The organism is Massilia sp. CT11-108 (assembly GCF_047302915.1).
Classification (GTDB): Bacteria; Pseudomonadota; Gammaproteobacteria; order Burkholderiales; family Burkholderiaceae_D; genus Telluria; species Telluria orientalis.
Genome location: NZ_JBKYMO010000578.1, coordinates 1 through 3,217 on the forward strand (window position 1 = coordinate 1; position 3,217 = coordinate 3,217).

The 3,217-nt window shown below is 70.7% G+C and carries 2 protein-coding genes; both read right to left on the minus strand.

What is annotated here, in order from left to right; genetic code table 11:
- Window positions 1-303: 303 nt before the first annotated feature.
- Window positions 304-1,308 (minus strand): hypothetical protein, encoded by a 1,005-nt coding sequence (locus ACEN88_RS27700; protein ID WP_413344812.1) that lies wholly within the window; start codon window positions 1,306-1,308, stop codon window positions 304-306.
- A 63-nt stretch (window positions 1,309-1,371) separates the two neighbouring features.
- A partial coding sequence (locus ACEN88_RS27705; protein ID WP_413344814.1) for an ATP-binding protein occupies window positions 1,372-3,217 on the minus strand: 1,846 nt, incomplete at its 5' end.

Genomic DNA, 3,217 nt, shown 5'->3' on the forward strand with positions numbered 1-3,217 from the left:
ACCTGCCGCCCCGTCCCGCCGGCCTGCCGCCGCTGCTGCCGCTGTCGGGGACCACGGTGGCGGCCGACGTGCTGCGGTTCCCCTGAGCGGCGCCTGCTCTACAATGCGGGTCCCGACAACGACTCCGGGCCGCAGGGTGGCCGATGCGCCGGCCACGCCCGCGTGGAAGAAGGGCGACCAGTTCGGGAAGACCAGGGTGACGGCGAGCCGCTAGCGAAGGGTTCCCCTCGCACGCCTTGAGGCATGCGTATCGCTGTTCTTGTCGGACTCGGGGACCGCGCCGTCCCAGCCCCACCGGTGGGGTCACATCCGCGAGACGGTGGGACGCAGCTGTTCCAGCAGGCCGGCCTCGGACGAGCAGCCGAATTTTTCGTAGACGGCCTTCACGCAATCGCGCAGCACGGCGTCGCTGACTTCCATGTTGGCGCGCGCCGATTCGCGGCCGCCGCCGACGCCCATCCAGAACGCCACCTCGGCCTGTTGCGGCGACAGCTCCACGGAGCCGATGGCGCGCCAGATGCGCAGCGGCAGCGGCACGACGAATTTCATGAAGATGCCGACCGTGCGGATGTACGCCGGGTCTTCGGCATGCAGCGCGGCCGCGCCGCCGGCGCTCATCCACTGCGCGCGCGCCTCCAGCACGCCGCCGGCCATGGCGAGGGTCCCGAGCGGCAGCAGCCACGGATAGCGGTCGCCGTGCGCGACGGATTCCACGAGGCGCAGGCAGAACGGGGGCAACGTGCGGCGGTTGAAGGCCTGGCGTTCCTGCGCCGCCAGCTGGTCGAGCAGCGCGCCGGCCGAATCGCTCAGGTACAGGATCTGGCCGTCGACGGTGGCCAGCAGCATGGCCTCGTCCTCGACGACGCCGGCGCTGCCGGCCGCCAGTTCGGGCGCGTTGCGCAGCACGTGCTCGAAATACGTCGCCACGCGCTGCAGGTCTTCCTCGTCGTGGCGGTCGAACGCGGGGCCGTCGTGGCGCCACAGCGTGATCTCGCCCAGCCGGCGGCCGGCATGCGACAGCGGCACCTGCAGCGTGTGCAATGCGGGCGTGCCGTTCGCCGTGAAGCCGGCGTGGTCGCGGTACGCATAGCCGCTCGGCGGCGGCAGCACCGACACGTACGCGGGGTCGTTCCCGGCCAGCGGCGACGCCTCGGCCGGATCGACGCGCAGCGCCAGCTCGGCGCAGGAATTCGGCACGAGTTCGCGTACCAGGGTGAAGGCATCCTGGACGATCGTCATCAGGTCCAGTCCCGCGTAGCACAGGATGCGCAGGCGGGCCCATTGACGGCTGTTCTTTTTGCGGGACACGGTCGGCTGGATGAAATTGGGATAAGTCAGGCGCGGTAATACTGATCGTTATGACAACGGATGTCAACCTTCCATGGCCGGCTGGTTCGAAGCCTTTGCTGCCAGGATCTGCGCCAGCTTGCCGATTTCGACCGGCTTGACGAGGTGGTGATCGAAGCCCGCCTGGCGCGACAGCTCGCGGTCGCGCTGCTGGCCGTAGCCCGTCAGCGCGACGAAGACGGCCTGCGCGTGGCGCGCGTCGCGGCGCAGGCGGCGCGCCAGTTCGTAGCCCGTCATGTCGGGCAGGCCGATGTCGAGGATGAACACTTCGGTGGCGAGATCGGCATGCGCCAGCGTGCCGGCCGCGTCCTCGTGCACGTGCACCGTGTGGCCGTGCGCGCGCAGCAGCACCGCGAGCGACTGGCCGGCATCGCCGTTGTCGTCGACGATGGTCACCGTGAGCGGCCGCGCCGCCCCGCTGCCCTCGCCCGACCGCATCACCTGCCCCACCTCGGCCTGCGCGAGCGGCAGGGTGACGGTCATGGTCGTGCCCTGCTGCAGCCCGGCGCTGTGCGCGGCCACCTGGCCGTTGTGCATGCGGACGATGCTCTTCACGAGCGCGAGGCCGATCCCGAGGCCGCCCTGCGAGCGGTCCGGCGCGCGGTCGGCCTGCGTGAACAGGTCGAACACGTGCGGCAGCAGCTGCGCGTCGATGCCGGTGCCGTTGTCGCGCACCGCGGCCCGCGCCGCGCCGTCCTCGATGGTGACGACGAGGGCGATGCGGCCGCCCGGCGGCGTGTACTTGGCCGAGTTGTTGAGCAGGTTGACGAGCACCTGGATCAGGCGCGTGCGGTCGCCTTCGACCGGCACCGGCGCATCCGGCAACTCCACCGTGAGGCGATGCTGGCGCTCCTCGATGTGCGGGCGCGCCTGCTCCACGGCCGCCATCGCGACCTTGTTCAGGTCGAGGATCTCGTTCTCCAGTTTCACGAGACCGCGGGTGACGCGCGAGACGTCCAGCAGGTCGTCGACGAGCTCCGTCATGTGGCGCACCTGGCGCGAGATGATGTTGCTGGCTTTCAGGCGCAGCCCTTCGTTCACTTCGGGCAGGCGCAGGAGCTGGGCCGCGCTCGTGATCGGCGCCAGCGGATTGCGCAGTTCATGCGCCAGCATCGCGAGGAACTCGTCCTTCATCTTGTTGTGGCGCTCGGCCTCCGCGCGCGCCGCGCGTTCGCTGGACAGCAGCTGCTCGCGCTCCTCGGCCGCGCGCTGGGCCATGTCGTACAGGCGCGCGTTGTCGATCGCGATCGCCGCCTGCACGGCGAAGGCGCCGATCAATTCTTCGCTGCGTTCGCTGAACATCGCGGGCCGCGGATGGCCGAAGAACAGGCCGCCGATCACCTCGCCCGAGCGCGACACGACGGACGCGGCGAGATAGCTCACGACGGGCAGGTGCCCCGGCGGCATGCCGTGGTGCGGCGCCGACAGGCCATAGCGCGGGTCCTGGCGAATGTCGTCGCTGCGGATCGGCGCGCTGCCGTGGAACGTCGGCCCGAACACGGCGGTGGCGCGCGGCATGCCCAGGCGTTCGAACGCGACGCGCGGCGCGCCGGACAGCGCGTACAGCGAATACACGTCGCCCTTGTCGTCCCTCGCGTTGTAGAAGAACGCGCCGAATTCCGCGCCGACGAGCTGCGTGGCGGCATCCGTGATGGCCTGCATCAGCGGCTCGAGGGCGATGGTCGACGCCAGCGTCTCGGTCGCGCTCTTCATCAGTTCCAGCACGCGCGTCTCTTCGCGCAACGCCTCCTCGGCGCGGATGCGGCGCAGCGCTTCCCACATACGGCGCGCGGCGTCTTCCAGCAGGCGGACCTCGTCCCCGATGCGGCCCGCGTCGAGCGGCGCACGCAGCGCCAGCACGGCCGCCAGG